Raw genomic sequence first — 26483 nt, 5'->3', positions numbered from 1 at the left:
GCTGCCTGTCGTTGCCCGGGCGGGCTTTGATGATCCAGGAACAAGCAGCGTCCCGATCCGAACTAAACTGGACCGGTGACTACCGAGGATCAACCCGCCGCGTCCCCGCCTGCAGACACTAGCCTAGCCAATCGTTATGGCAGTAAAAAGCAGCCCCTTCCGCGAGCGGCCAAGCGCGGCATCGCCGTGGCAGCACTGGCTGTCGGCGTGGGTTTTATGGCCTGGGTCTCCACATCCAACGCCGTCTCCGCTGTGACGTTTAAGGACATCGGCTACAGCACCGTCGACGCCACCCAGGCCGAGATCGATTTCACCGTCACCAGGGACCCGGGTTCGGCCGTCAAATGTGCGCTGAAAGCCCTGGACTCTAAGTTTGCCGTGGTGGGTTGGAAAGTCGTGGACATCCCGCCGGGAGAGGCGGACAACACTGCCGACGGCGGCCGGACTGTTACGCAGCGCGTGAGCGTGCGGACGGAGTCGCTGGCCGTTTCCGGAGTGGTGGACAGCTGCTGGGTTCCAGGTAGCACGAAGTAACGGCATGTGATCTGCACCGCTTCCCCGTTGGGTTATCTCCACAGTATTGACTACAATGAATCAATACCCTTTACCCCGCTGAGCTGGTTACTGAGTTCCACAAGTGGCCGCGTGGCGGGGTCTTTTGCATGTATGACCATTAGGAGAAGTCCGTGTCTACCACCAACAGCGCGCCTGCAGCCTGGCTCACCCAGGAAGCTTTTGACCGCCTGAAGGCAGAGCTGGACCACCTTTCCGTCGCTGGCCGCGCGGAGATTGTCCAGAAGATTGAATCCGCCCGGCAGGAGGGCGACCTCAAGGAAAATGGCGGCTACCATGCGGCCAAAGAAGAGCAGGGCAAGATTGAAGCCCGGATCCGCCAGCTGACGGCGCTTCTGCGTGATGCCCACGTCGGGGAAGCCCCGGCCGATGACGGGATTGTCGAGGCCGGCATGCTCGTCGTTGCCAGGATCGCCGGGGACGAAGAGACGTTCCTGCTGGGTTCGCGCGAAATCGCCGGTGACACGGATCTGAATGTCTTCAGCGAGAAGTCACCCCTCGGCGCCGCAATCGTCGGCCACAAAGAGGGCGAGACGCTCAGCTACACTGCGCCGAACGGCAAGGACATCACGGTGGAAATTCTCTCCGCCAAGCCTTACGCAGGCTGACGCCCAGCGCTCACCGCTTAACCCACAACGCCGGCCCCCGTCAGGGGACCGGCGTTTTGGTGTATTTGGGGCGCAACAACAGGGCAGCAGCCACTCCGCCCACCGCCCCGCCCAAGTGGGCCTGCCAGGAGATGAGGCCACCCATGATGGGCAGCACTCCCAACAGGATGCTGCCGTAAACCATAAACAGCACAACGGCGAGGAGAATCTGCCGCCAGCTGTGGTTGAAGAAGCCACGGACCAGGAGGAAGGCGAACAATCCAAAAACCAGCCCGGACGCTCCCACGGTGATCCCGCCGTCGCCGATCAGCCAGACGGTCAGCCCCGAGCCCAGCCAGCTGAACGCCAAAGCCGTCAGGAAGACCCTCAGGCCGGAAAGGAACACCAGGAATCCGAAGATGACCAGTGGCAGGGCGTTGGACAGCAGATGGTTCAGGTTGGCGTGAAGCAGCGGAAACGTGAAAATGTCCAGGAGCCCGTCCGCGGACCTCGGCCGTAGCCCGAATGTCCTGTTCAGGGCGTGCAGGGTCAGCATGTTGACCACTTCGATCACGAAGAGCAGGACCACAAACCCGCCGGACACCAGCAGCCCGCCTTTGGCGCGCGACGCTGTGCTTTCCCTGCTCCCCGGCCGGCCGTCCCCTATCGCATCCAGCATGGCTGCTCCTAATGCACCACAATCGGCTGAAAACCCTCGGCGCGGAGCGCGCCGAGAACCTGTTCGCAATGTTCATGGCCCTTGGTTTCAAGGTTCACGGTAATGGAGACATCGCCCATGCTGATGGACCCGCCCACCCGCGTATGGTCCAGCCCTGTGACGTTGGCATCATTCTCGGCAATGATCCGGGCGATGGTCGCCAGCGAACCCGGCCGGTCATCGAGCATCATCCGGACCGTCATGTAGCGGCCCGCGGCCGACAGGCCCCGCTGGATGACCTTGAGCATAAGCATCGGATCGATGTTGCCGCCGGACAGGATCACGGCCGTCGTACCGGGGTTTTCGATCTTCCCGTCCATCAGGGCCGCGACCCCCACGGCGCCTGCCGGCTCCACCACCATCTTTGCCCGTTCCAGCAGGAAGATCAGCGCACGCGCCAAGGAGTCCTCGCTGACAGTGACCACGTCATCCACGAGTTCACGGATGATGCTGAACGGCAACTGGCCGGGTCGGCCCACGGCGATGCCGTCCGCCATGGTGGAGACTTTCTTCAGCGGAACCAAGGCGTCGGCGGCAAGCGACGGCGGATAGGCGGCCGCATTTTCGGCCTGGACGCCGATGATCCTGATTTCACGGCCCAGTTCCCGCGCCCGGGCTTTGATGGCAACAGCGACGCCTGCCAACAGCCCGCCGCCGCCCACGCCCATCAGGATGGTGTCCACGTTGGGGATCTGCTCAAGGATCTCCAGTCCTACGGTTCCCTGCCCTGACACCACATCAACATTGTCGAAGGGGTGGACAAAAACCATTCCGGACTCGTCCGCGTAGCGCTGCGCCTCGGCGAGGGCCTCATCCACATTGTGGCCGTGGAGGACCACCTCGGCGCCGTGGCTGCGGGTGGCGGCCAGTTTGGGAAGCGCCACACCGAGCGGCATGTAGATCCGGGCCTTGATGCCAAGGGCCTTGGCCGCCACCGCAACGCCCTGCGCATGGTTGCCGGCCGAGGCGGCAACCACGCCGCGCTTCTTCTCCTCAGGCGAGAGCCTTGCCATCCGGACGTAGGCACCGCGGACCTTGAAGGAACCGGCCCGCTGCAGGTTTTCGCACTTGAAATAGACCTCGCCGCCCACCATGCTGCCGAGGGCCCGCGAGGATTCCACCGGTGTCCGCGTAATAATCCCCTCGAGCAGCTTCTGCGCCTCCAGGACATCGTCCAGCGTGACGGGAAGGGTTTCGACGGTGTTCACGGACTGTTCTCCTTGGGTGGATGGGGCTCCGGCGGACGGCCCACGGGTCAGGCCTGGCCCTCCGGATTGGATGCGTCTGTGCTGGCTGCGGCGTCCTTGCCACGGATGGACCTGCCGCCCGGCAACCGGACTTCCCTGATGGTGCCATCAGTATCCGGGCCAAGCGTCACCGGCCCCTCGGGGGTTACCAGCACTTGTTCATGTTCCCACGTTCTGGCAGCGATGTAGCGAATTGCGGAGTTTGCTACGGCGAGAATGGGCACGGAAAACAGCGCCCCGGGAATACCCGCCAGATATGAACCTGCCGCCACACTGAGGATGACCGCCACCGGATGCAGGGATACGGCCTTGCCCATCACCAGGGGCTGCAGGATGTGGCTCTCCAGTTGCTGGACCAGGAGCACGATAGCCAGCATGATGAGGGCGTTGATCGGGCCGTTGGCCACCAGCGCCAGAAGAACGGCGATGGCACCGGTCACCAGGGCACCCACCACCGGAATAAAGGAGCCAATAAACACGAGCACGCTCAGTGGCAGCGCCAGCGGGACACCGATGATCGCCGCTCCGACGCCAATGCCCACGGCGTCGACAAATGCCACAAACATCTGGATCCGTGCATAGCTGACCATGGACGCCCAGCCCTTGCGCCCGGCGCCGAACGTGGCTGCGCGCGCCTTCTTCGGCAGCAGCCGCACAATGAATGCCCAGATCCTGTCGCCCTCGAGCAGGAAAAAAATCAGGATGAAAAGGGCCAGCACCAGCCCGGCCGCGAAGTGGCCTGCAGTGCTGCCAAAGGACAGTGCCCCGCTGAGGATACTGCTGCTGTTCTCCTGCAGGGCAGCTGTGCCTTCTTTGAGGTATTGGTCGATCTGGTCCGCCGTCAGGTGCAGCGGCCCGTCGGCCAGCCAGTCCTGGACCTGCTTCACGCCGGCCAGCGCCTGAGACCAGAGCTCACCGAACCCTGAGACCAACTGGCGCCCGACGAGGGCGAGGGCACCGGCGATCAGGCCAAGGAATCCGACTACCGTAATGGCTACCGCGGCGCCGTTGGGCAGCCGCTTGCTCCGCAGCCAGCGCACCACGGGGCTGAGCAGCCCGGCCAGAAGCGCTGCCACCATCACGGGAATGATCAGGAAGCTGATCCGGCTCAGCAGCCAGATCAACGCTCCCCCCACCACCAGGATGAGCCCGATCCGCCACGCCCACGAGGCTGCAATACGGACCCCGTACGGGATGTCCTGCTCAAGCTCCCGGTCCGCCTTGATGCGGGGCGCACGCGATTCAGCACGGGGCGTTTCAGCAGGCCGGACCGGGTCCGGTGCCTGCAGGCCCGGGGTTGAAGTGGATGGATTGGCGTCCTCGGCTGGCGTCATAGCCTAATACTTCCGCAGGCATGGGCCTTATGCGAAACGGCTACCCGGCATCGCGCAGATTAGCATCGATCCCCCAGGTCATGGTGAACGATTCGCCCGCCGGGAGCCATCGCAGTCCGTCACCCGAGTTGAAGGCGTTTGCCGGACCGGTCATGGGTTCAAGGGCCACGGCTTTGGGCCTGCCCGGGAACTGGGTTGTCACGAAGACATGGACGTAACTGCACGACTCGTCCTGCCACAGGGTCACGCTGCGGCCGTCGGGCGCGCTGAGGGTGTGGCGGGCCGAACCGCCGTCGAACGCAAGATCCGTCAGTGCGACGTCCACGTCAAGGTCCCCCACCCGCCGGCCGGCACGGAGGTCACTGTCCCCGCTGACTGGCTCCGAACTCCGCGGGATCAGCCGGGCGTCCGCTACAAGCCGGGTGCCCGCCGCGACAGTCAGCGTGAGGTCGTCCATGTCCGCGTCACCCAGCCGCACGTAAGGGTGGGCCCCCAGAACGAACGGTGCCGGCGCATCGGAATCGTTGATCAGCGTCTGGCGGACCTCCAGACCCAGATCCTCAGCCAGGAGGTACTGCACCCGGTGCCGCACCAGGAACGGATAACCGTGCTGGGGGAACACTGTGGCCTCCAGGGTCACCGAATACTGCGACTCGTCAACGAGGCTGTAGGCGGAGTTGCGGAGCAGCCCATGGCTGGCGTTGTTCCGCGAGACCTCGGTAATGTCCAGCTGCTGCTTCTTGCCGTCCAGGTACCAGATCCCGTCCTCCACGCGGTTCGCCCAGGGGGCAAGGGTGATTCCGGCGGCGCCGGGCGAAATCTCGGCATCGCCATAGGTTTCGGTCAGCTGCACCCCTGCCCGGGTGTAGAGCCGCAGGCCGGCCGCGAGCTCCGTCACGACGGCCAGCGCATCATCCCTGCGGAGTTCGTACTGCCGGCCGGTGGCGTAGGTCTGGAATCCGGACGGGACACTGGCGTTCGGGGTTGCGCTCAAAGTCATGAGCACCACCGTACAGGGGCCTGGTGTGTCCTGCCATCGGGACTCTGCTTGTTACATTTTGTTTGAAACTATTCCTTTTTGAGCGAAACGTGAAATGATCGATGCAAACACCATCCACGTCAAAGGACCCAGTCATGACAGGCATCACCAGCACCCGGCTCGCCGACGGCCGGGAGCTCATCTATTTCGACGACGGCGGATCCCTCGCCGGCACCGTCCGCACCGCAGCTGCCGCCACCGACCGCCGGGAGCTCCCCGAGCGGGGGGCGCCGGGCGAAGTCCGCTTCGATGCGCTGACGGACGAATGGGTGGCAGTCGCCGCGCACCGGCAGAGCCGGACGCACTTGCCGCCCGCCGACCAGTGCCCTATCTGCCCCACCACCGCGGACAATCCGTCCGAGATTCCGGCTCCGGACTACGACGTTGTGGTGTTCGAAAACCGCTTCCCTTCACTGGGCCCGGCAGTCGGGCACATCCCGGCATCCCCTGCCTGGGGAACCACCGGTCCCGCTTACGGTCGGTGCGAGGTGGTGTCCTTCACCCCCGAGCACACGGGATCGTTCAGCGGGCTGACGGAGGCCCGGGCCCGGACTGTTATGGAGGCATGGGCACACCGCACCGAGGCCCTCAGCAAACTGCCCGGCGTGCGCCAGGTGTTTCCCTTCGAGAACCGGGGAGCCGATATCGGCGTCACACTGCACCACCCCCATGGCCAGATCTACGCGTACCCCTACGTCACGCCGAGGGCTAAGACCCTCGGCGTGACGGCCCGGAAATTCTATGACGGGGCCGATGGCCGGCAGACGCTGACAGGATCACTGTTGCAGGCCGAACGCGAAGACGGGAGCCGGATGGTCATGGAGGGAGAGAATTTCAGCGCCTATGTGCCGTTCGCCGCCCGGTGGCCGCTGGAGATCCACCTTGTCCCCCACCGCCAGGTGCCCGACCTCGCCGCGCTGAGCGGAGAAGAGAAGGACGAACTGGCCCACGTATACCTGGACCTGCTCAAGCGGCTCGACGCGTTCTACCCCACGCCCACCCCGTACATCTCGGCCTGGCACCAGGCCCCCCTGGACGATCTGCTGCGCCCGGCCGGTTATCTGCACCTGCAGCTGACGTCCCCGCGCCGGGCAGCGGACAAGCTCAAGTACCTGGCCGGCTCCGAGGCCGCCATGGGCGCCTTTATCAACGACACCACCCCGGAAAGCGTGGCTGAAAGGCTGAGGGCAGTGACCGTTCCCGCGTCCGCAGGCAGCATTGCCCCCGTCCGGTCCCAGCCGGAAGGCGCACACGCATGAGCGCGGCGGAGCTTGCCGGGCGGTTCGAGCGGGAGTTCGGCACGCTTCCCGACGGCGTCTGGCAGGCGCCGGGACGTGTCAATCTCATCGGCGAACACACCGATTACAACGAGGGCTTTGTGCTCCCGTTCGCGATCGACAAGACCGCGCGGGTTGCCGTGGCAGTCCGGACGGACTCCACGGTCAGGCTGCTGTCCACCTACGGCGACCAGGGCATGTTCACGACCGATACCGGCAGCCTGGAGCCGGCCTCCGCGAAAGGCTGGACGAAGTATCCGCTCGGTGTGATCTGGGCCCTTCAGCAGCGCGGCATCACCGTCCCCGGCCTGGACCTGCTGCTCGATTCCACCGTCCCGCTGGGCGCCGGGCTCTCGTCCTCGCACGCCATCGAGTGTGCCGTCATCTCGGCCCTCAACGAACTGACCGGAGCCGGGCTGGGACCGGAGGAGATGGTCCTCGCTACGCAGCAGGCAGAGAACGACTTCGTGGGCGCCCCCACGGGCATCATGGACCAGTCCGCATCCCTCCGCGGCTCCAAAGGACACGCGGTGTTCCTGGACTGCCGCGACCAGAGCGTCGAACTGGTGCCCTTCGACGCCGAGTCCGCCGGGCTGGTGATGCTGGTGATCGACACCAAGGTGTCCCACTCCCATGCCGACGGCGGCTACGCGTCCCGCCGCGCCTCCTGCGAGCTGGGCGCGGAGCTGCTCGGCGTCAAGGCTCTCCGCGATGTCCGGGTTGCAGACCTGGCGAGGGCCGAAGGCCTCCTGGATGAGGTCACCTACCGGCGGGTCCGCCACGTGGTGACCGAGGATGAGCGCGTACTGCAGACGGTCGGGCTCCTCGCCAGCGACGGCCCCGCCGCCATCGGGCCGCTGCTCGACGCCAGCCATGTTTCCATGCGGGACGACTTCGAAATCTCCTGCCCGGAACTGGACCTGGCCGTCAGCACCTCCCGCGCCAACGGCGCTATCGGCGCCCGGATGACCGGCGGCGGTTTCGGCGGCGCAGCAATCGCCCTCACGCCGGTGGCGGCCGAGCAGCAGGTGCGCGCCGCCGTCGTACGCGCTTTCGCGGAAGCCGGCTACACGGCCCCGGAGATTTTCACGGTGACTCCTGCGGCCGGCGCGATGCGCATCTCCTAACCGGCGGGCACGCCAAAAGGGCTCCCATCCGTGCGTGCTGCACGGGTGGGAGCCCTTCCAGTTATGTGAACCGGACGATTATGTGAACCGGACGACGGCGGACGCCGCCGCGGGTGCTAGTCCTCGCCGCGGAGAATGGCCAGGACGCGGATGATTTCCACGTAGAGCCACACCAGGGTGACCGTCAGGCCGAATGCTGCGGTCCAGGAGAAGCGCTGCGGGGCACCGGCCTGGACGCCGGCTTCGATGCTGGTGAAGTCCATCACCAGAGAGAACGCGGCGAGGCCGATGGCGAGGATGCCAATGACGACGCCGATAATGCCGCTGCGCAGGCCGAACGGTTCCGTGGTCATGCCGGTCATCATCATGACGAGGTTGACCAGGGAGAAGACGGCGTAACCGATCAAGGCGATCATAAAGAACTTCATGGCCTTGGGCGTGGCACGTACCTTGCCGCTCTTGAACAGCAGCAGGGTCACGGCGAAGACGGACAGGGTGCCAATAACAGCCTGCAGGCCCACGCCCGGGTACGCGAGGTCCAGTACGCGGGTGAGCCCGCCGAGGAACAGGCCTTCCAGCCCTGCGTAGGCAAGGATCAGAGCCGGCGAAGGCTGCTTCTTGAACGTGTTCACCAGGGCAAGGACAAATCCACCCAGGGCGCCGACGATCATCAGCATGCTGGCAAGGCTCATGCTGACGAACAGGGTCACAGCCGCGCCTGCCAGCAGCACGCCAAGGCAGGCTGTGGTCTTGACGATGACGTCGTCATAGGTCATCCGGCCGGTGTCCGCGGGGCCCGCGGCCGGCTGGTTGTACATCTGCTGCAGCTGCTCGCTGGTCATGCCCTGCTGGCCGTAGCCGGCCTGGCCGTCCATGACCTGGCCGGGTGCGCGGCCAAACGACTGCTGTCCGTAGGGCTGCTGGCCGTACTGGGCCTGACCGTAGGGCGCCTGCGGGACACGCGGTGCCTGCGTTGCTCCACGGAAGTTCTTTCCGTTGAAGATCGGGTTTCCGCCAAGTGCCATTGCTGGTGTCCTCCAAGTAAAGGGTTGAGTCGTGGACTACTAGCCACGCTACCAATATCTACGCATTTACGCGCCGATAAGTTCCCGCATGCGCAGGGCTGAAACCCAACCGTGATGAGCTGCCGGGGCTGGCGGACCCGGCAGCCCCTCTGTTGCCCCGCTGAGGAATACCAGCAAACACCTTAAGTTTCTTGGCGAACACATTGCCAAGACGCAATGGGCTTGCCGCAGTTGTTATGCGATCGCGACCGTACGGGCTTCTCCGAGCCGTAAATTTGGCCCTGACGCGCTGTAACATAGGCCACACACGGTGACGGATATCACAATCAGGCCCCAAAAACCTGCACACCAGCGCTATCCGTCCCGTGACGTTTGCAGCGGTTGCAAGGGAGCACCTTGGCCACCCCCCAAGTGGAGGTTTTTCAATTTGAGAAGTACACCCAAAGGCCCGCCGCACCGGCGGCAGCCGGGATTGCTGAGAATCATAGGGGCCGTCTTTGGCTCCGTGCTGGCAATCCTGCTCGTCGTCGCTCCGGCGTCACTGGCCACTTCCCCGTCACCGGCACCATCCCCGTCGGCCACAAGCTCTCCATTCAGCATCAGCGGTTTTCTGCGTAACGCGGGCGCACCCCTTCCAGACGTAAAGATCAGTGTCTCCGGTGAAGGATTTGAGGGTTCCACCACCTCCAACGCCAATGGCTCCTGGACTCTCGGAGTACCGAAGTCCGGCACCTATGAAGTGGAGCTGGATGAATCCACGCTTCCGGAAGGTGTGGCACTGGCGGAGGGTCAGGAAAACCCGCGGCAACTCGCCTTCGGCCAGACCTCAAACCAAACCACCATCTTCACTTTCGGTGCAGGCATTGTTGTGCAGGAGGGCAACTTCGCGCAGGACCTGACCAACAGGCTGGTTGCAGGCCTGAGTTTTGGGCTGCTGCTCGCCCTGGCCGCAGTAGGCCTCTCGCTGATCTTCGGCACCACGGGCCTGACCAACTTTGCGCACGGTGAAATGGTCACCCTTGGAGCCGTCCTGGTCTTCGCCTTCAACGCCATGGGCCTGCCGTTCTGGCTGACCCTGATCCTTGCCCTGCTGGGCGGAGGACTGGTGGGCTACGTCCAGGACGCCGGCCTGTGGAAACCGCTCCGGGGCCGCGGCACCGGACTCGTCCCGATGATGATCGTCAGCATCGGCCTGGCCCTCGCCGCCCGCTATGTGATCCTGTTCTACTTCGGCGGAGCCACCGAGCAGCTTCCGGGAGCGCAAAGTGCCGAGATCCAGCTGGGCCCCATCTCCGTTTCCCCGAACAACCTGTGGTCCCTCATCATCAGTGCCGTCGTCATCCTGGTGGTGGGACTGGTCCTGATGAAGACCCGGCTCGGCAAGGCCACCCGGGCCGTTGCCGACAACCCTGCGCTGGCCGCGGCCTCCGGCATCGACGTGGACGCAGTCATCCGCATTGTGTGGGTTGTGGGCGGCGTCCTCGCCTCTCTGGGTGGAATCCTGTGGGCGTACTACCGTCCCGGTGTTTCCTTCAACATGGGGTCACAGATTCTCCTCCTGATTTTCGCCGGCGTCACACTGGGCGGCCTCGGGACCGTCTTCGGTGCCCTCATCGGCTCCATCGTGGTGGGCATCTTCACCGAACTGACCACAGTCTTCGGTGCCCCGGCAGACCTCAAATACGTCATCCCGCTGGGCGTGATGATCCTCGTCCTGCTGATCCGGCCGCAAGGCATCCTGGGTCGCCGCGAGCGCGTGGGATAGGAAGGACCAATCATGGATTTTGCAGCTATTCTGTCCAACGCCTTCGGCGAACTCATCAGCCCTACTACCGCCGCGTATGCACTGGCCGCTTTGGGCCTCGCGGTGCACTTCGGCTACTCCGGTCTGCTCAACTTCGGCCAGGCGGGATTTATGGCCGTGGGCGCCTATGGTTTCGCCATCTCCACGCTGACCTTTAAGGCGCCCTTCTTCCTGGCCCTTCTCATCGCCGTGGTGGCAGCAGCAATTTTTGCGCTGATCCTCGGCATACCCACCCTCCGCCTGCGGGCCGACTACCTTGCCATCGTGACCATCGCTGCGGCCGAAATTGTCCGCTACCTGGTCACCACCAACGGCTGGACGGCTGTCACCGGCTCGGCCAACGGCCTCGCGGCCTTTGAAGGCGGGTTCTTCGACATGAACCCCTTCCCGCCCGGGGATTACCCCTTGGGCATGAACAACCGCGACTTCTTCATCCGGATCGTGGCGTGGGTCGTGGTGATCGTGGCGGGCGTCCTGATCTGGCTCCTCATGCGCAGCCCCTGGGGCCGGGTCCTGAAGGGCATCCGGGAAGACGAGAACGCTGTCCGGTCACTGGGCAAGAATGTGTACGCCTACAAGATGCAGGCGCTCATCATCGGTGGCGTCCTGGGCGCCCTGGCCGGAATGATCTTCACCCTGCCCCGCGGTGCCATCCAGCCGGCCAACTACGGCACTGAGCTGACGTTCTTCCTGTGGACCTGCCTCCTGCTCGGCGGCATGGCCACCGTCCTGGGCCCTGTCATTGGGGCCATGATCTTCTGGGTGGTGCTGTCACTGACCCAGGGCATTCTCAGCGGACTGATCGAATCGGGAATCATCACCTGGCTGTCCACCGTCCAGGCGGGTCAACTCCGGTTCATCCTGGTCGGTATTGCACTGATGCTGCTGATGATCTTCAGGCCCCAGGGTGTCTTCGGTAACAAGAAGGAGCTTGCATTCGCATGAGCGAGCAGAGTGCAGTATCAAAACAGGAAAACGTCGACTTCATGACCGACACCCGGCCCATTGCAGCTGACGAAACAGGGCCCGGCTGCAGGAAGCGGGATCCGATCGTTGTGGCCGAGAACATCAGCCGCAGCTTCGGTGGCATCAACGCCGTGGATGTGGAGTACCTCGAAATTCCGCGGCACAAGATCACCGCCCTCATTGGACCCAACGGCGCCGGCAAGACCACGCTATTCAACCTGCTGACGGGTTTTGACAGCCCCAACTCCGGCAAATGGCAGTTCGAAGGCCACAGCATCGCCGGCGTCTCCTCCTACAAGCTCGCCAGGCTGGGCATGGTGCGGACCTTCCAGCTGACCAAGGTCATGGGCAAGCTCACTGTTATGGAGAACATGCGCCTCGGCGCTGCGGACCAGCCCGGCGAGCGGCTGTCCAAGGCCCTGTTCAAGGGCATGTGGGGCGGCCGCGAGAAGGAAATCACCGCGCAGGCCAATGTCCTGCTGGAGAAATTCAAGCTCGACGCCAAGAAGGATGACTACGCCGCTTCCCTCTCCGGAGGCCAGCGCAAGCTGCTGGAGATGGCACGTTCCCTGATGGTCCGGCCAAAGCTCGTGATGCTGGACGAGCCCATGGCCGGCGTGAATCCCGCCCTCACCCAGTCCCTGCTGGACCACATCAAGAACCTCAAATCCGAAGGCATGACGGTCCTGTTCGTCGAACACGACATGAACATGGTCCGGCACATCGCCGACTGGGTTGTGGTGATGGCCGAAGGCAAGATTGTCGCCGAAGGCCCGCCCACCGAGGTCATGAAGAATCCCGCCGTCATTGACGCCTACCTTGGCGCCCATCACGACGTCGACCTGGGCGACGCCGAAGGCATCAAGGAACTCGAAGCCGAACTCGAAGCGGATGAAGAATCGATCGTCGGCACAGAAAACGCCGGGATCATCGCCCCGGAAAATGTGGCCCGACTGGAAGAGAGGGACGGAAAATGAGCGCAACCAGCGCAGCCCCCGCCGCGAATCCGGCACAGTCCGACAACGCCGTAGTCACCGTAAAGAACCTGGTGGCCGGCTACCTTCCCGGCGTGAACATCCTCAACGGCTGCAGCATCGAGGCCCGGAAGGGCGAGCTGATCGGGATCATCGGTCCCAACGGAGCCGGCAAATCGACGCTGCTGAAAGCCATGTTCGGGCTGGTTAAAGTTCATTCAGGGACCGTGGTTGTCCGGGGCAAGGACATCACCGGGCTCAAAGCCAACAAGCTGGTCAGCCAGGGCGTGGGTTTTGTCCCCCAGAACAACAACGTGTTCGCCGCCCTGAGCATCGAGGAAAACCTGCAGATGGGCATCTACCAGCGGCCAAAGGCCTTTGCCGAGCGGTTCGACTTCGTGACCAGCCTCTTCCCTGAACTGGGGAAGCGCCGCGCCCAGCGGGCCGGTTCCCTTTCCGGCGGCGAACGGCAGATGGTGGCGATGGGCCGGGCCCTCATGATGGACCCGGCGGTGCTGCTCCTGGACGAGCCCTCCGCGGGGCTGTCCCCCGTCAAGCAGGATGAGACGTTCCTCCGCGTCCATGAGATCAACCGGGCCGGCGTATCGGTAATCATGGTGGAACAGAACGCCCGGCGCTGCCTGCAGATCTGTGACCGCGGCTACGTCCTGGATCAGGGCAAGGACGCGTACACCGGCACGGGCCGGGAACTCATGAAGGATCCGAAAGTCATCCAGCTGTACCTCGGCACTCTCGCAGACGAAGTCGGCTAGCCACACAGCCCACGCACAAAGGAACCCCGCCCGGATGAATCCGGGCGGGGTTCCTTTGCCTCACGAGGGGTCGGTCTTTAGAGCTTGCCGAACTCTTCCTTTACGAGGGCGATGGTGTTGTCTTCCTTGTACTCGTAAACGCCGATGGTTGCCTCAGACGGGTCACCACTGTCCGCGAAGGTTACCGGACCGGACTGGCCATCGTAGTCAATGTCCTTGTCCGCCCGCAGCAGCGTCACGCAACTGGCGAAGCTGAAGCACTTCTCGCCGTCCTTGGAGACGGCCTGCAGCTGCTTGGCGATGTCCACACCCTTGGTGCTCTTGGCAGCTTCTGCCGCGAGGGCGATGAGGTTGGCCGCGTCCCAGCTCTCACCGGCGTAGATGAAGTCCTTCAGGGCCGGGTCAACAGCCAGCAGTTCCTTCTTGAAGTCCTCACCGGCTGTGGTGCCCGGAATGGTGCCGTGGGCCTTGGTGAGTGTGCCGGGTTCGAAATCCTTGCTGTAGTCGACAGTGTTGCCGTCCACCATGAAGATCTGTTCGGCCTTGATGCCCTTGCCGGTCAGGAGCGGGATGATGCTCTTGCCCTGGACAAAGGAGATAACGGCGATGGCATCCGGCTTGGCGGCGATGACCTTGTCCACCTGGGTGCTGAACTGCGAATCGCCTTCGTTGAACAGCTCTTCGGCAACAATCTTGCCGCCGGCCTTCTCAAAGGATTCCTTGAGCTTGGTGCTCAGCCCGGTGCCGTAGGAGTCGTTCAGCACCAGCATGCCCATGGTCTGGGCGCCGCAGGAGGCTGCGTAGTTGCCCAGCACCGAGCCCTGCAGGACGTCTGAAGGGGCTGTCCGCCAGTAGAGGCCCTTGTCATCCCAGTTGGTGAAGTCCACCGATGTGTTCGCGGGCGAGAACTGGACCACGCCGGCACCGGTGATCTGGTTGATGACCGTCTTGGAAACACCCGAGGAGGCAGCGCCGATGATGGCACTGACGCCCGCGCTCAGGAGGTTGTTCACGGACTGCGTTGCAACGTCGGTGGTGGTGTCGCCGGAGTCACGGTTGATGACCTCGATGGGCTTGCCCAGGACGCCGCCGGCCTCATTGATCTGCTTCACAGCAAGGCTGACGCCGGCAATCTCGGGCGGGCCGAGGTAGGACAGCGCGCCGGTGGTCGGCAGCAGCGTGCCGATCTTGAGGGGGGTGTCAGTGGTGGTTGACGATGGCGGCACGTTTCCCGACGCTGGGATCACCGGCGCCTTCAGTCCTTCCGAAGGAGCCGGGCAGGACAGGCCTGCCGGCTTGGTCGTCGTGGTCGCCGTCGGGGTGGAGGTACCACCACAGGCAGTGGCCAGCAGGGCGACACCTACGCTGAGAGCGGTTAGCTTGGCAACGCGTGGTGCCGCCGGGGGGAGTGAAATCATTGACAATCTCCTGGATCGAAAGGTGCGAACGGCCTTTGATGCGGATGATCAGGTGTTCCTGATTTAACTTCAAGCTAGTGCATATACGGTGCGGATATAAGTGACTGAGGTCACATCCTCATAACAGTCGTTGCATATGCGAAATCAACAGACAACTGCGGTCCGTTCATGTCCGGATGATGCTGGATCCCGTGCGGGCGTCACGGGGAGAACACTGCGCCGAAAGGAAAATGTGTACCCCAGGTGGGACTCGAACCCACAACACGCGGATTTTAAGTCCGCTGCCTCTGCCAATTGGGCTACTGGGGCGCCCGGTCAATGGTATCCCGTCCTCAGCCTGCCAGTGGTGCGGCATACCGGAAAGTCCCGTGAACCCCGCCTGGCCAGAGCGCCAGCGGAAGCAACTGGAAGTGCTCGCCCCAGGAGTCCTCCGGCGGCAGCACGCCAAACGATGCTGCCGGGACAAAGCCAAACCGCGGGTAGTACTCCGGGCTGCCCAGGAGGGCTATGCCGCCCTCCCCCGCCGCATTCGCCCTGGCGATGGTCTCGTTCATGAGGGCGCTGCCGATCCCGTGACGCTGCAGCCTGGGCGTAACACCGATGGGCCCGAGCCCCAGGAGCCCGTAGTCGCCCACCCAGCCGCGGGTGCTGATCACGTGGCCGACTATTTCCTCATCAAGCACGGCGACGACACTGAATTCGGGAAGGTATTCCGCGCATTCGAAGAGTTGCCGAAGTACCTCGACTTCAATCGGCTCCCCCTCCACAGGCAGGCCGGTGACGGGAGAGATGGCGAATGCTTCGGCTGTCAGTGCGAGGATCTTGTCCCTGTCCGCTGCCGTTTCGTTCCGGAGCACCAGCTCGGGCCGTGGCTGGTCCCGGCTTGCCGCCGACACTTCATGGAGGACTTCGAGTGCGCGCGGGGCGTCGGCCACCGGCACCAGCAGATGATCATGGTGGAAGCCTGCCAGCACGTTGCAGCTGATCCTGGCATCCGTCAGGGCCTTCCCGACAGCGGCAGTCAGGCCAACAGCCTCCAGTTCAGAGTGCACTTCCAGGGTGATCCAGGCTGCCACAAAGTCGTACGGCAGCCCCAGGCTGTCCGCGGTCGCCCGGGGCAGGACCACCGTCAGGCCCTCGGCTTCACGCACCGCAGCCTGGATCCCCGGCTCCAGCGGCCTGCCGTGCGGCCACAGGACGTAGACGTATTCGCCGTCCCGAAGCACGGGATGCAGCGTTGCGAGCAGGGCCTGGAGGTTCGTTTCGCCAGTCATCCTGCCAGTCTAAAAGGAAGACGGGCCCTAAAACGAAGAGAGCCGGGAGACGCCAACGGCGGCCGTCCCTCGCAGGGGACAGCCGCCGTCGGGCGTTACAGAAGAGAGTGCGCTACTCAGGTCCCAGGTGCGGCTAACCTACTTGGCGTCTGCAGTGACTGCCTGCTTGGGGTCCACGCTGGTGGCAGCAGCGGAGCCCGGCTTCGCTGCTGCGGCTGACACCTCAGGTGCCGCGGGGGCAGGGGCTGCTGCCGGCTTGGGCGCCGGGGTGGCAGCAGCGACGAAGGCGCCGCGCGGGTTGTCGAGGTCGATGAGCTGGGTGGTGTCGCGGCCCATAAAGAACGCCAGGATCCAGCCCATGATGACCCGGATCTTGCGCTCCACCGTGGGCATGGCCATGCCGTGGTAGCCGCGGTGTGCAAGCCATGCCAGCGGGCCCTTCAGGCCGATGCGGCCGACGAGGCTGATGTTGGCAACACCCTTCCACTCGCCGAAGCCGGCCACAGCACCAAGGTTCTTGTGCTTGTAGTCCTTCAGCGGCTTCTCCCAGCGGGAAGCCCAAAGGTTCTTGGCGAGGCGCTTGGCCTGGCGCAGGGCGTGCTGGGCGTTCGGGACGCAGGTGCCGTCCGGCAGGCCGCTGCCCGTGAGGTCGGGCACGGCGGCGATGTCGCCGGCGGCCCAGGCGTTCTCGATGATGCCTTCATCACCGGCGATGCGAAGGTCCGGCAGGACGCGGACGCGGCCGCGCGGTTCCAGCGGGAAGTCGGAGGAACGGATCATCGGGTTGGCCTGTACACCGGCAGTCCAGACGAGCGTGTCCGCTTCGAATTCCTGGGCAAGGGTCTTGTCCGGGAGGTTGATGAGCTTGAGGCTGCCTTCGGCGCTGTCCAGTGAGGTGTTCAGCAGGACCTCGATGCCGCGGCTGCGGAGGTGCTCCACAACCCATTCGGCCTGGGGTGCGGTGACCTCGGGCATGATGCGGCCCATGGCCTCAACCAGGACGAAGCGGACTTCCTCCTGTTTGATGCGCGGGTTGTTCTTGACCGCGGCGCGGGCCAGGTCTTCCATTTCGGTGATGCATTCGATGCCGGCGAAGCCGCCACCCACCACAACGAAGGTCAGGGCCTTGGCGCGGGCGGCGGGGTCCGTGATGGTGGACGCAGCTTCGATCCGCTCGAGGACCTTGTTGCGCAGGGCTACGGCCTCTTCGATGGTTTTCAGGCCGATGCCCTTATCCGCGAGTCCCTTGATGGGGAAGGTGCGGGTGATGGCGCCTGCGGCCACCACGATGTCAAAGTAAGGGATCTCGATGTGCCCTCCGCCGTCCGCGGGCGCCACAACGGCGGTGCGGTTGGCGTGGTCGATCGAGGTGACGCTGCCCTGGATAAGTTCAGTCTGCTTGAGGTGCTGGCGGTGGGAGACCACTGCGTGGCGGGCCTCGATGTTGCCGCCGGCAACCTCGGGCAGGAAGGGCTGGTAAGTCATGTAAGGCAGTGGATCCACGAGGGTGACGATGCCACCGGCATTCGCGATCTTCTTCTGCAGTTTGAGTGCTACGTACAGGCCGACGTACCCGCCGCCGACGACGAGTACCCTGGGACGGTCCTGGAGCTCTGGGGTGGTTGCCATGATTTAAGAGTACAGCACTTTGTGAAAATCTTCACTAACTGCGTTTGCCGCCGGATTCGACCGTATCGACGACTCCGGTATCCGGGTCTTCGCCCGCTAATCCGGGGTCCCGGGCCGCTCTGCGCAGCTGGAACGCGGCCGCGGTGATGACCGCCACAAACAGCAGGGCGGAACCGATGACGACGGCGCCGCCTATGGCGCTGTCCCGCTGGGACGGCGCCTTCGCCACGGGCACCGTGGGATCGGGCAGCGTGGGGATGGCGCTCGCCACTTCAGAGCTGGGGACGGGGGCCGGGGTGGCCAGGTTCCCGCGCCGGTGGACCCGGATCCAGTCGGAAATGGAGCCGAGCGGGTTGACTGCCGCTTCTGCGACAGTGTCCTTCAGGGCAGCCTCGGCATTGAGTACACCGAAGCCGTACAGCGGGTCCTTTCCCGCAGGGCCGGCGTCCTTGGCTGTGCTGACGATCCTGTTGATGACCTGTTTGGCGCTCATGTCGGGCCACTTGGACCTGATCAGGGCCGCAACGCCGGCCACGATGGGGGCCGCCCCGGAGGTGCCCGCCCATTCGGCATAGCCGCCGCCGGGGAGTCCGCCGAGGAGGTTCTCCGCCGGCGCCGCCACACCGATGCTGATGCCCTGAGAGGATGAGTCGACGCTCGCCGCCCCCTTGCGGTCCAGCCCGGCCACTGTCAGGACGCCGGGAATGGTGGCGGGCGCGCCCACCTGCAGGTTGCCGCCTATCCTGTTTCCGGCCGCGGCAACGATCACAACGTCTTTTTGCTCGGCGTAAAGGAAGGCCGCGTCCCAGCTTTGGGGCCACTGCGGAGTGGTGCTGCCCAGGGAGATGTTGATGACCCTGGCTCCGTTGTCCACTGCCCAGCGGACAGCCTCGGGAATCTGGTCCTGATCGTTCTTTCCTGCAGGATTGGCCGAACCCAGCCAGGTGGAGACCGACAGGATTTCCGCCTCCGGTGCCACCCCCACAATGCCGTCCGGGCCGACGGGCGAGGCAGACGGGCTCGGTGAAGCCGACGGGGTGGCCGGCTGGTGGCCGCGCCCCGCCAGCATGGTGGCCACCAGCGTGCCGTGTTCGGGTTTGATGCCAAGGATTTTCTGTCCGTTGGCCGTGCCGGCGCCCGAGGCGTCGTAACCCCCGGTGACAGCGCCCTTGAGGTCGGGGTGTCCGGCGTCCACGCCGCTGTCGATCACTGCGACCTTAACGCCGGCACCCTTGGAAACCTCCCAGGCCTTGGTGATTCCGGACTCAGCCAGCCAGTGCTGCTTATCCCGTACCTCGTCGGCCTGTGCGGCGGGCGCGAACGCCAGTCCGGCGGCCAGGCTGACGCTTGCGAGGGCCATCGCCAGGAGTGCCGAGGCGGTCCGGTGGAACCGGGCTGTTGCTCTGGTCATGCGGCTCCCCCTGTTGGTGCGCTGATGCCCGGAATCAGTTGAGGCTCAGGGCAATACCATCAAGAATATCGTGTTCGCTGGCAGTGGCTGTGACGATCCGCCCCGCGCTGAGTGACTGCAGCCGCTCCAGGATCCGGCCCCACACCAGCCCGCCGGCACCCATCACGTCCACCCTGCCCGGGTGCATGTACGGCAGGCCGGCACGTTCTGCCCTGGTCATGGCCAGGAGGTCGGCGGCGGCTGCGGTGATGGTGGCAATCGGCAGTTCAGCTCCATGGATCGCCGCCGGGGAGTATTCCGGCAGGCGAAGGGCATGGGCTGTAATGGTGGTAATGGAGCCTGCAACGCCGACGACGGCGGTGGCGCGTTCCAGCGGAACGTCCACCCCCGCGCGGGTGATGGCGGCGTCGACGTCGGCCTCTGCGGCGGCGATCTGTTCCGCAGTTGGCGGGTCGCTGTGCAGGTGCCGTTCCGTCAGGCGGACGCAGCCGATGTCCACCGACTTGGCGGCTGTGACACCGTTGGGGGTGCCGAGGACGAACTCAGTGCTTCCGCCGCCGAGATCAACCACCAGGACCTGATCGCCGTCGTGGATAGGCAGGACGCTGCTTGCCCCTGCGAAGGACAGGGCGGCCTCTTCGTCGCCGGAAATGACCTCCGGCTCGACGCCCAGCAGGTCCCGGATTCCGTCCACAAAAACATGGCGGTTGCGGGCATCCCTGCTGGCCGAGGTGGCCACAAAACGTACAGACTCCGCGCCGTGTTCGCGGATCAGCGCGGCGTAGTCGGCCGTGGCCGCGAACGTGCGCTCCAGCGCCTCCGGGGCCAGCTCACCTGTGGCATCCACGCCCTGGCCCAGCCGGACAACACGCATTTCGCGGACCACGTCGGTCAGTTTGGCCGTCCCGTTGCTGCGGTCCACATCGGCGATGAGCAGGCGGATGGAGTTGGTGCCGCAGTCAATGGCGGCGACGCGGGTCACGAACCGGCTTCCGGCGCGCCGGCGGTTCTGCGGACCGGGGCGGGACGGCCCACGATGTCCGGCAGGCCCTGCGGTCCGTGCCGGCTCAGGTCCCGGGAGGGTGCTTCCCCGGCAGTGTCCCAGGCGCCCGCGCAGTAGCAGCGGTCTGCCGTCCACCATTCGCTGATGCCGGCGATGGCTTCGTCGCCCAGGGGGTTCACGCCTGGCCCGGCAGCCAGGGAGTGCCCCACCAGTACATGCAGGCACTTGACGCGCGTGGGCATGCCTCCGGCGGAGATGCCGTCGATTTCCGGGACCGCCCCTATGCCCGCCCGCTCGCCGATGCCGGCCCGGGCGGCGAGGTAGTCCTCGTGCGCGGCACGGTAGGCAGCGGCCAGCGGCTCATCCGCGGTGAGCCGCTCATTCATCTCGTTCATCAGCCCGGCAGCTTCAAGCCGCGAGACTGCAGAGGTGATCACCGGGTGGGTCAGATAGAACGTGGTGGGGAAAGGCGTGCCGTTCCCCAGCCGCGGTGCGGTGGCAGCCACCAAAGGGTTGCCGCATACGCAACGCGCCGGGATTTCGACGACATCGCGCACCGGCCGTCCCAGTTGCCTGCTGAGTACTTCAAGATCATGTGCTGATGGCTGGCAGGATTTCTCCGGCTCAGGTGCCGTACGTGCTTCCACTGGCGCGGCCATCCTTCCTCTGGTGGTTCAGTCTGTGGCCGCGCGCCGGACGGACTCCCACAGGGAATCCACCCACGGCAGATCGGCGGGGTCTTGCGCTGCTGCGGCGTTCTGGCTACTGCCGGTTCCGGCCGGCAGTTCGCTGCCGAAGACCCAGTAGCCGGTTTCGCCCGGCATAACCATGTTAATGCGGTCGCGGGCCTGCTGTTTCACATAGTTGGGATCCTGCCAGCGCGAGATCTGCTGGCGCAGCCTGTCCCCCTCCACCTGGCGGGCGGCGATATCGTCGCTGAGGGCGGCGAGCTCGGCGCGTTTGTCGAAGAAGATCTTGACGGTGGGAGCGAGCATGATGGTGATGGCAATCATGACGACAGCGAGTGCCAGCATGCGTCCGGAGAATGCCTTGGCGGGTATTGGCTGGGCGTGGTCCTGCGCGTCCCCGCCTTTTGTGGTTCCGCCGGCAGAAGCGCTCCCCCGGGCTTTGGCGGCGGGCGGGTCTTTCGCCGGTGTGCCTCTGGTGGCTGCCGCGCCCCTCGAGCCCTTGGCCGGGGTCCCACTCGGCGGCGTGGCTTTGGTGTGGGCGCTGCCGATTCCCGCACCGCTTTGCGTCCCGCCAAAGTCGGCGCGAATGATGTCAGCCGTGCCGGCTGCCTCCCCGGCGTGGTCCGATGCGGACTTGCGCGTGGAAGCGGCCTTGGGAACTTTGGGACGGCGGGTAGCCATGACACTCCTGAAACGTGCGGTCTGCCTCCGGACCGCAACTCTGGCGCTGAAACAAATGGCTGCTGCTGGCACAAGTGCCCTGCCAGCAGCAGGCCGAAACAAAAACCGGTGGCTATGGTCTTTCAACCATAGCCACCGGTCAGTGGTTTACGCGGCTACTAGCCCTTGAAACGCGGGAACGCGCTGCGGCCGGCGTAGCGTGCGGCGTCGTCGAGTTCTTCTTCGATGCGCAGCAGCTGGTTGTACTTGGCCACGCGCTCGGAGCGGGCCGGGGCACCGGTCTTGATCTGTCCCGCGTTGGTGGCAACGGAGATGTCAGCAATGGTGGTGTCCTCGGTTTCGCCGGAGCGGTGCGAGGTGATGGTGGTGAAGCCGGCACGCTGGGCCAGGGAAACGGCGTCCAGGGTTTCGGTCAGCGAACCGATCTGGTTGACCTTGACCAGCAGGGAGTTGGCCGTCTTGGTGTCGATGCCGCGCTGCAGGATGGACGGGTTGGTGACGAAGAGGTCATCGCCCACCAGCTGGACCTTGTCACCGATGGTGTCGGTGAGGGTCTTCCAGCCCTCCCAGTCGTTTTCGTCCAGCGGGTCTTCGATGGACACCAGCGGGTAGTCGGCAACGAGTTCGGCGTAGTAGGCGCTCATCTCGGTGGCGGACAGTGCCTTGCCCTCGAACTGGTAGGCGCCGTCCTTGAAGAACTCGGAGGAGGCGACGTCCAGCGCCAGGGCGATGTCCTTGCCCGGGGTGTAGCCGGCGTTCGTGATGGCTTCCTGGATCAGGTCCAGCGCCGCGCGGTTGGACGGCAGGTTCGGCGCGAAGCCGCCCTCGTCGCCCAGGCCGGTGGAGAGGCCCTTGGCCTGCAGGACGGACTTGAGGTTGTGGTAAACCTCAACGCCCCAGCGCAGGCCTTCGGAGAAGGTCTCCGCGCCGATCGGGACGATCATGAATTCCTGGATGTCGACGTCGGAGTCCGCGTGGGAACCGCCGTTGAGGATGTTCATCAGCGGAACGGGCAGGACGTGCGCGTTGGGGCCGCCGAGGTACTTGTACAGGGGCAGGTCCGCGGACGCGGCGGCTGCGTTGGCCACGGCAAGGGAAACGCCCAGGATGGCGTTGGCGCCGAGCTTGCCCTTGTTGGGCGTGCCGTCCAGGTCGATCATGGCCTGGTCGATGCTGCGCTGGTCCGTGGCGTCAAAGCCGATCAGGGCAGGAGCGATCTGGTCGATGACAGCGTCAACTGCCTTCTGGACGCCCTTGCCGAGGTACCGGCCCTTGTCGCCGTCACGGAGCTCAACAGCCTCGTGCTCGCCGGTGGAGGCGCCGGAGGGGACTGCTGCGCGGCCGATCTGGCCGTCGGAGAGCAGTACTTCAACTTCTACGGTGGGGTTGCCGCGGGAATCGAGGATTTCGCGGGCGTGAATGGCATCGATAAGCGCCATGGATGTGCTCCTTGGTGGGCGATTTTTGGTGGATCTAACACTGAAAAATAGCGGAAACGCGGGGACGTCATCGTCAGGGACCAGCGTAGTCGAGAGTGGCGGACGTTACGGAACCCTATCCGTCACCCGGACGTCATGATGGGGCCTCGAACCGCCGCCGGATGGCGCCACGCAGCGCCCGCTCGGCGTCGAACCCCTGCGCACGCGCAGAACCGACGACGGCGAGAAGCATGTCGCCCAGGTCTTCTTCTGTCCCGAAGGCCTCAGCTGCGTCGGGGCCCTCCGGTGACCGCGGATGGGCCCACGACCGCGGGGTTTCCTGGCCGGGCTGGCCGGCGGAGGAGGCGGTTGGGGATCTTTCGGCACGGTCCAGGAACTTCTGCGCCTTCGCCAGGGCAGGGAGGGCATCCGGGATCCCTTCAAGGGGGCTCCGCCGTTCGGGCCGTTCCGAGCTCTTCACCGCGTCCCATTTCCGGACGATCTCCTCAACAGTGGCCGGGAAAGAGTCCTGAAGCGTTCCGTCAGGCCTGAACACGTGCGGGTTGCGGCGGACCATCTTGGCGCTGATGCCGCGCGCGACGTCGTCGAACATAAACGAGCCGCGCTCCTCAGCGAGCCGGGCGTGCAGCACCACCTGGAGCAGCACGTCGCCCAGTTCGCCGCGGAGTTCGGCATCATCCGCGCCGGTCTCGATGGTCTCGGCCACCTCATAGGCTTCCTCGAGGAGGTACTCCACCAGCGAGGCATGGGTGAGGGCCGCCATCCAGGGGCAGTGCTCCCGCAGCCGGGCTACAACCTCTATAAGGCGCTCGACGGGAGCCTTGTCGACGGGAACCCCGTCAGCCAAGGTTGGCGTAGGTGTCGTTGATGTACTCCACCAGCGCTTCCTTCTCCTCCAGCGGCAGGAACGAGGCTTCGGCGGCATTCAGCGTGAGCTCCAGCAGGTCATCGAGGTCGTAGTCGAACGTTTCCACGAGGAGCTCGAATTCGTCCGTCAGGGTGACGCCGCTCATCAGCCGGTTGTCCGTGTTGATGGTGACGTTGAAGCCCAGCTGGTAAAGCATGTCCAGGGGGTGGCTCTCGATGCCTTCACCGAACCCGGCAATGGCACCGGTCTGGAGGTTCGAGGAGGGGCAGATCTCCAAGGCGATGCCGCGGTCCCGGACCCAGCTGGACAGATCGCCGAGGGTTACCAGGCCAATGCTGTCTTCCCCTGCCTCGGAGCCGTCCGTGTCATCGTCGTCGCCGAACTCCACCAGGATGTCCTCGGCAATGCGGACGCCGTGGCCCAGCCGAAGGGCCCGGCCGTCCACCAGCGCGGACTGGATGCTTTCGAGTCCGGCGGCCTCGCCGGCGTGGACGGTCGCGGGGAAGTTGTGCCGGGCCAGGTAGGTGAAGGCGTCCTTGAAGCGGGACGGCAGGAAGCCGTCCTCGGCGCCGGCGATGTCAAACCCGACAGCGCCCCGGTTGCGGTGGCGGACGGCGAGTTCGGCGATTTCCTGGCCGCGGTCGGCGTGGCGCATGGCGGTGATCAGCTGGCCCACCTGAATTTCGCGGCCGCCCTCGGCCACGGCGTCAACGCCGGCTTCGAGGCCTTCCTGCACTGCTTCAACAGCCTCGTCCAAGGTGAGCCCCTTCTGGAGGTGCTGCTCGGGTGCCCAGCGCACTTCGCCGTACACCACGCCGTCGTCCGCCAGGTCCTCGACAAATTCCTTGGCGACGCGGAACAGGCCTTCCTTGGTCTGCATTACGGCGACGGTGTGGTCGAAGGTTTCCAGGTACCTGACCAGCGAACCGGAGTCGGCGGATTCGCGGAACCACTGGCCAAGGGCCACAGGATCAGTGGACGGGAGCGTGTGGCCAACAGCCTCAGCCAGTTCGATGATGGTGGCGGGACGCAGACCACCGTCCAGGTGGTCGTGAAGCGAAACCTTGGGCAGGCTCTTCAGGTCGAAATCGATGGCATGGGCAGCGTCAACAATAGGCTCAGTCACGTTCCAACCTTAGGGTCGGCAGGCGGCTTATGCCAGCCGCTACTTTCCGTGCTGCTCGGCATCCGCCGGTGCGGCCGCCAGGAGGGGTGATCCCGTGGCGGGGACGGGCAGCGCACCTTCCGGTCCGCCGTCGAGCCATTCGTCCACGGTTTCCGCATCCTTGCGGGCCAGGTGCTTGTGCCACATCCGCAGGAGGTGGTCGATCAGGATGCCGAGCACGATCGCAAACACAACGGCGATGCCAGCGCTCAGCAGGGGGTTGTGGTGCAGCCAGGGGAAGGAGCTGGCGAGCAGGCCAATGCCGATGGAGTAGCCAACCCAGGTGAGGCAGGCGAAAGCGTCCAGAAGGAAGAAGCGGCGGTGCCCGAACCCGGTGCTGCCGGCCACATAGTTAACGGCAACACGGCCCCACGGGATGTAGCGCGCAGTGAAGATCAGGACGGCACCGCGCTTGTCCAGCTCGTACCGTGCCCAGCCGAAGGCTTTCTGGATTTTGGGCCGGCGCATCCATTTCCAGCGTTCCAAGCCGATCTTGCGGCCCAGCATAAAGGCCATATTGTCTCCGGCGATGGCACCTACCAGGGCTGTCGCGCCGAGGATCCACAGATTGGGCTCCCCGCTATGCCTTGAGAACGCTGCGAGGGCCACAATCAGCGTTTCGCTGGGAACCACCATGGCGAAGCCGTCAATGAAGAAAAACATCAGCAGGACGGGGTAGATCCACCACTGGCCCGCTGCATGGAGCACGGCCTCATTAATAAACTCCACGCGGGTGCTGCTCCTAGACGAAATGCTGCTGCCGGAAGTGACGTTAATCGCCCTTCAGTGTCCCATGCCCGGGAGGCCGCCCGCTACGCCCGCAACTCATCCCTGGGCGTCAGGATCCTTCAGCCGCTCCACAACCGGAACTTTGCCCCGGACGCGGTTGATAATCAGGTCCACGACGATTCCCAGGCCCACCGCACAGATGATTGCGATGACGGCGCCGAGGAAGTGGTTGTTCTCAAACCACTGGCCGAAAAAAAGTCCGATCCCCACGGAATAGGAGGCCCAGAGGGTGGCGGAGAGGACCGTCAGGCCCACGAAGCGGAGATGCGGATAGCGGGTTACGCCGGCGGTGAGATTAACGGCCACCCGCCCGATGGGGATGAAGCGCGCCACGAGGATCAGTGATGCCGGCCGCTTCCTCAATTCATGCCCGGCCCAGCGGAACGCGCTCTGCATCCGGGGGCCCCGCATCCAGTGCCAGCGCCTGGTCCCCACGCGGCGTCCGATGAGGTAGGCGATGTTGTCGCCGGAGAACGCCCCCAGGCCCGCCACGAGCATCAGCAGCCAGGGGTTGGGGACGTCCGCCGTGGCGGCCACGGCGGCCAGGCCGACCACCACGGATTCGCTGGGGATCGGCGGGAAGAACCCGTCGATCAGGCAGCAGGCCAGTACAAGCAGGAGCACCCACGGCTGTCCGGCGGCAGCGAGGATGAATTCATTGATGGCCTGCATT

Annotated in this window: 25 protein-coding genes and 1 tRNA gene; 8 read left to right on the top strand and 18 right to left on the bottom strand. The window is 64.9% G+C overall.

Annotated elements, in window-relative coordinates:
* Positions 1-75 precede the first annotated feature (75 nt).
* Both IDT60_RS05585 and greA read left to right on the top strand, forming a co-directional pair.
* Positions 76-534, top strand: a complete 459-nt coding sequence (locus tag IDT60_RS05585; RefSeq protein ID WP_191081204.1) for a DUF4307 domain-containing protein — start codon at positions 76-78, stop codon at positions 532-534.
* Positions 535-686: 152 nt separating this feature from the next.
* Positions 687-1181, top strand: coding sequence for a transcription elongation factor GreA (greA, locus tag IDT60_RS05580; RefSeq protein ID WP_191081203.1), 495 nt, complete (start codon positions 687-689; stop codon positions 1179-1181).
* Between the two features lie 40 nt (positions 1182-1221).
* Here greA and IDT60_RS05575 read toward each other — a convergent pair whose 3' ends face one another.
* From IDT60_RS05575 to IDT60_RS05560, 4 genes are read right to left on the bottom strand one after another with little or no spacing between them, the layout of a single operon-like run.
* Positions 1222-1839 carry a rhomboid family intramembrane serine protease gene (locus tag IDT60_RS05575; RefSeq protein ID WP_191081202.1) on the bottom strand — a complete coding sequence of 206 codons (618 nt, stop codon included), beginning with the start codon at positions 1837-1839 and terminating at the stop codon, positions 1222-1224.
* 8 nt (positions 1840-1847) lie between these two features.
* Positions 1848-3086, bottom strand: a complete 1239-nt coding sequence (ilvA, locus tag IDT60_RS05570; protein ID WP_164201496.1) for a threonine ammonia-lyase — start codon at positions 3084-3086, stop codon at positions 1848-1850.
* 47 nt (positions 3087-3133) lie between these two features.
* Complete coding sequence (locus tag IDT60_RS05565) at positions 3134-4459, bottom strand: AI-2E family transporter (RefSeq protein ID WP_191081201.1); 1326 nt, start codon at positions 4457-4459, stop codon at positions 3134-3136.
* 40 nt (positions 4460-4499) lie between these two features.
* Positions 4500-5459, bottom strand: a complete 960-nt coding sequence (locus tag IDT60_RS05560; protein WP_191081200.1) for an aldose 1-epimerase family protein — start codon at positions 5457-5459, stop codon at positions 4500-4502.
* 134 nt (positions 5460-5593) lie between these two features.
* Between IDT60_RS05560 and galT the strand changes: the two genes are divergently transcribed.
* Positions 5594-6757 carry a galactose-1-phosphate uridylyltransferase gene (galT, locus tag IDT60_RS05555; protein ID WP_191081199.1) on the top strand — a complete coding sequence of 388 codons (1164 nt, stop codon included), beginning with the start codon at positions 5594-5596 and terminating at the stop codon, positions 6755-6757.
* Positions 6754-7902 (top strand): galactokinase, encoded by a 1149-nt coding sequence (gene galK, locus IDT60_RS05550; RefSeq protein ID WP_191081198.1) that lies wholly within the window; start codon positions 6754-6756, stop codon positions 7900-7902. Before galT ends, galK begins: the two co-directional genes overlap by 4 nt.
* 116 nt (positions 7903-8018) lie before the next feature.
* Here the strand turns inward: galK and IDT60_RS05545 are convergent, their stop codons facing one another.
* On the bottom strand, positions 8019-8927 hold the full coding sequence (locus IDT60_RS05545) for a Bax inhibitor-1/YccA family protein (RefSeq protein WP_164201501.1): 909 nt from the start codon (positions 8925-8927) through the stop codon (positions 8019-8021).
* Between the two features lie 427 nt (positions 8928-9354).
* On the opposite strand from IDT60_RS05545, the gene IDT60_RS05540 reads away from it, so the two are divergent.
* From IDT60_RS05540 to IDT60_RS05525, 4 genes are read left to right on the top strand one after another with little or no spacing between them, the layout of a single operon-like run.
* A complete protein-coding gene (locus IDT60_RS05540) occupies positions 9355-10692 on the top strand; it encodes a branched-chain amino acid ABC transporter permease (protein ID WP_370590722.1) in 1338 nt (445 codons plus the stop codon).
* A gap of 12 nt (positions 10693-10704) precedes the next feature.
* Positions 10705-11676, top strand: a complete 972-nt coding sequence (locus IDT60_RS05535; RefSeq protein WP_164201502.1) for a branched-chain amino acid ABC transporter permease — start codon at positions 10705-10707, stop codon at positions 11674-11676.
* On the top strand, positions 11673-12674 hold the full coding sequence (locus IDT60_RS05530; RefSeq protein ID WP_191081197.1) for an ABC transporter ATP-binding protein: 1002 nt from the start codon (positions 11673-11675) through the stop codon (positions 12672-12674). Before IDT60_RS05535 ends, IDT60_RS05530 begins: the two co-directional genes overlap by 4 nt.
* Positions 12671-13444 (top strand): ABC transporter ATP-binding protein, encoded by a 774-nt coding sequence (locus IDT60_RS05525; RefSeq protein ID WP_164201504.1) that lies wholly within the window; start codon positions 12671-12673, stop codon positions 13442-13444. The genes IDT60_RS05530 and IDT60_RS05525 overlap by 4 nt, the downstream gene beginning before the upstream one ends.
* A 77-nt stretch (positions 13445-13521) precedes the next feature.
* Here IDT60_RS05525 and IDT60_RS05520 read toward each other — a convergent pair whose 3' ends face one another.
* From IDT60_RS05520 to IDT60_RS05465, 13 genes are all read right to left on the bottom strand, one after another.
* Positions 13522-14862: an ABC transporter substrate-binding protein gene (locus IDT60_RS05520; RefSeq protein WP_164201506.1), complete on the bottom strand. Its 1341-nt coding sequence runs from the start codon at positions 14860-14862 to the stop codon at positions 13522-13524.
* A 235-nt stretch (positions 14863-15097) separates the two neighbouring features.
* Positions 15098-15171: transfer RNA gene (locus IDT60_RS05515), tRNA-Leu, on the bottom strand.
* Between the two features lie 23 nt (positions 15172-15194).
* Positions 15195-16136: an N-acetyltransferase gene (locus tag IDT60_RS05510; RefSeq protein ID WP_164201509.1), complete on the bottom strand. Its 942-nt coding sequence runs from the start codon at positions 16134-16136 to the stop codon at positions 15195-15197.
* 138 nt (positions 16137-16274) lie between these two features.
* Positions 16275-17765, bottom strand: coding sequence for an NAD(P)/FAD-dependent oxidoreductase (locus IDT60_RS05505; RefSeq protein WP_191081196.1), 1491 nt, complete (start codon positions 17763-17765; stop codon positions 16275-16277).
* Between the two features lie 34 nt (positions 17766-17799).
* Positions 17800-19176, bottom strand: a complete 1377-nt coding sequence (locus IDT60_RS05500; RefSeq protein ID WP_191081195.1) for a S8 family serine peptidase — start codon at positions 19174-19176, stop codon at positions 17800-17802.
* A 34-nt stretch (positions 19177-19210) separates the two neighbouring features.
* On the bottom strand, positions 19211-20158 hold the full coding sequence (locus tag IDT60_RS05495; protein ID WP_223883898.1) for a Ppx/GppA phosphatase family protein: 948 nt from the start codon (positions 20156-20158) through the stop codon (positions 19211-19213).
* Positions 20155-20838, bottom strand: a complete 684-nt coding sequence (locus IDT60_RS23185; RefSeq protein ID WP_223883897.1) for a DUF501 domain-containing protein — start codon at positions 20836-20838, stop codon at positions 20155-20157. The genes IDT60_RS05495 and IDT60_RS23185 overlap by 4 nt, the downstream gene beginning before the upstream one ends.
* A gap of 15 nt (positions 20839-20853) precedes the next feature.
* Positions 20854-21549, bottom strand: coding sequence for a septum formation initiator family protein (locus IDT60_RS05490; protein ID WP_191081193.1), 696 nt, complete (start codon positions 21547-21549; stop codon positions 20854-20856).
* A gap of 158 nt (positions 21550-21707) precedes the next feature.
* A complete protein-coding gene (eno, locus tag IDT60_RS05485) occupies positions 21708-22988 on the bottom strand; it encodes a phosphopyruvate hydratase (RefSeq protein ID WP_164201520.1) in 1281 nt (426 codons plus the stop codon).
* Positions 22989-23121: 133 nt separating this feature from the next.
* Complete coding sequence (locus IDT60_RS05480; RefSeq protein WP_191081838.1) at positions 23122-23751, bottom strand: MazG nucleotide pyrophosphohydrolase domain-containing protein; 630 nt, start codon at positions 23749-23751, stop codon at positions 23122-23124.
* A gap of 76 nt (positions 23752-23827) precedes the next feature.
* A complete protein-coding gene (locus IDT60_RS05475; RefSeq protein WP_191081192.1) occupies positions 23828-24982 on the bottom strand; it encodes an adenosine deaminase in 1155 nt (384 codons plus the stop codon).
* A 39-nt stretch (positions 24983-25021) separates the two neighbouring features.
* Positions 25022-25750 (bottom strand): DedA family protein, encoded by a 729-nt coding sequence (locus IDT60_RS05470; RefSeq protein ID WP_164201524.1) that lies wholly within the window; start codon positions 25748-25750, stop codon positions 25022-25024.
* 96 nt (positions 25751-25846) lie between these two features.
* Positions 25847-26482 carry a DedA family protein gene (locus IDT60_RS05465; RefSeq protein ID WP_191081191.1) on the bottom strand — a complete coding sequence of 212 codons (636 nt, stop codon included), beginning with the start codon at positions 26480-26482 and terminating at the stop codon, positions 25847-25849.
* Position 26483 lies beyond the last annotated feature (1 nt).

The sequence above is a fragment of the Pseudarthrobacter sp. BIM B-2242 genome (assembly GCF_014764445.1).
Taxonomy (GTDB): domain Bacteria; phylum Actinomycetota; class Actinomycetes; order Actinomycetales; family Micrococcaceae; genus Arthrobacter; species Arthrobacter luteus_A.
This window is presented reverse-complemented; position numbering and strand designations above follow the sequence as displayed.

Coding starts and splice junctions, on each gene's coding strand:
- IDT60_RS05530 (WP_191081197.1), top strand. CDS start 11,673: ATGAGCGAGCAGAGTGCAGTATCAAAACAGGAAAACGTCGACTTCATG.
- IDT60_RS05510 (WP_164201509.1), bottom strand. CDS start 16,136: ATGACTGGCGAAACGAACCTCCAGGCCCTGCTCGCAACGCTGCATCCC.
- IDT60_RS05490 (WP_191081193.1), bottom strand. CDS start 21,549: ATGGCTACCCGCCGTCCCAAAGTTCCCAAGGCCGCTTCCACGCGCAAG.
- IDT60_RS05520 (WP_164201506.1), bottom strand. CDS start 14,862: ATGATTTCACTCCCCCCGGCGGCACCACGCGTTGCCAAGCTAACCGCT.
- IDT60_RS05535 (WP_164201502.1), top strand. CDS start 10,705: ATGGATTTTGCAGCTATTCTGTCCAACGCCTTCGGCGAACTCATCAGC.
- eno (WP_164201520.1), bottom strand. CDS start 22,988: ATGGCGCTTATCGATGCCATTCACGCCCGCGAAATCCTCGATTCCCGC.
- IDT60_RS05465 (WP_191081191.1), bottom strand. CDS start 26,482: ATGCAGGCCATCAATGAATTCATCCTCGCTGCCGCCGGACAGCCGTGG.
- IDT60_RS23185 (WP_223883897.1), bottom strand. CDS start 20,838: ATGGCCGCGCCAGTGGAAGCACGTACGGCACCTGAGCCGGAGAAATCC.
- IDT60_RS05525 (WP_164201504.1), top strand. CDS start 12,671: ATGAGCGCAACCAGCGCAGCCCCCGCCGCGAATCCGGCACAGTCCGAC.
- IDT60_RS05505 (WP_191081196.1), bottom strand. CDS start 17,765: ATGGCAACCACCCCAGAGCTCCAGGACCGTCCCAGGGTACTCGTCGTC.
- IDT60_RS05575 (WP_191081202.1), bottom strand. CDS start 1,839: ATGCTGGATGCGATAGGGGACGGCCGGCCGGGGAGCAGGGAAAGCACA.
- IDT60_RS05560 (WP_191081200.1), bottom strand. CDS start 5,459: ATGACTTTGAGCGCAACCCCGAACGCCAGTGTCCCGTCCGGATTCCAG.
- IDT60_RS05565 (WP_191081201.1), bottom strand. CDS start 4,459: ATGACGCCAGCCGAGGACGCCAATCCATCCACTTCAACCCCGGGCCTG.
- galK (WP_191081198.1), top strand. CDS start 6,754: ATGAGCGCGGCGGAGCTTGCCGGGCGGTTCGAGCGGGAGTTCGGCACG.
- IDT60_RS05545 (WP_164201501.1), bottom strand. CDS start 8,927: ATGGCACTTGGCGGAAACCCGATCTTCAACGGAAAGAACTTCCGTGGA.
- galT (WP_191081199.1), top strand. CDS start 5,594: ATGACAGGCATCACCAGCACCCGGCTCGCCGACGGCCGGGAGCTCATC.
- IDT60_RS05480 (WP_191081838.1), bottom strand. CDS start 23,751: ATGGCGGCCCTCACCCATGCCTCGCTGGTGGAGTACCTCCTCGAGGAA.
- IDT60_RS05500 (WP_191081195.1), bottom strand. CDS start 19,176: ATGACCAGAGCAACAGCCCGGTTCCACCGGACCGCCTCGGCACTCCTG.